The organism is Neisseria sp. P0021.S005 (assembly GCF_051956955.1).
Window position 1 is genome coordinate 1 of record NZ_JBQCWY010001012.1, and the last position, 424, is coordinate 424.

The window sequence follows — 424 nt, forward strand, 5'->3', positions numbered from 1 at the left end:
TCGCGTTATTCGTGGGCCGAACTCACGCCGCACACCGGCCGCAAACACCAACTCCGCCGCCATATGAAACACATTTTCCACCCCATCGTCGGCGACACCAACTACGGCGATTTGCGCCAAAACCATGCCGTTGCCGAACATATCGGCACGCAACGCTTAATGTTGCACGCGCAGAGCCTCAGTTTTCAAAGCATAGAAGACGGTAGTCGGATGACCGTACAAGCGCCGATAGACAACGACTGGCAGCTTTGGATGGAAAAATTTAAAACCGAGGCCGTCTGAAAACCCGAACCGTACATTTTCAGACGGCCCGGTCATGGAAAAAAACAGGCAAATCCCTTACAATACGCCCCTAAAATTTTGAAAGAACACAAGAATCATGGAAGCCGAAGTAATCAACCAGCTTAACAACACCCTAAACGAC

General features: G+C 50.5%; 1 pseudogene. It reads left to right on the forward strand.

Annotated features, from left to right (window positions below):
• Positions 1-282 (forward strand): annotated as a pseudogene (locus ACTHUE_RS20640) (tRNA pseudouridine(65) synthase TruC); the annotation flags it as partial.
• Positions 283-424: the final 142 nt, after the last annotated feature.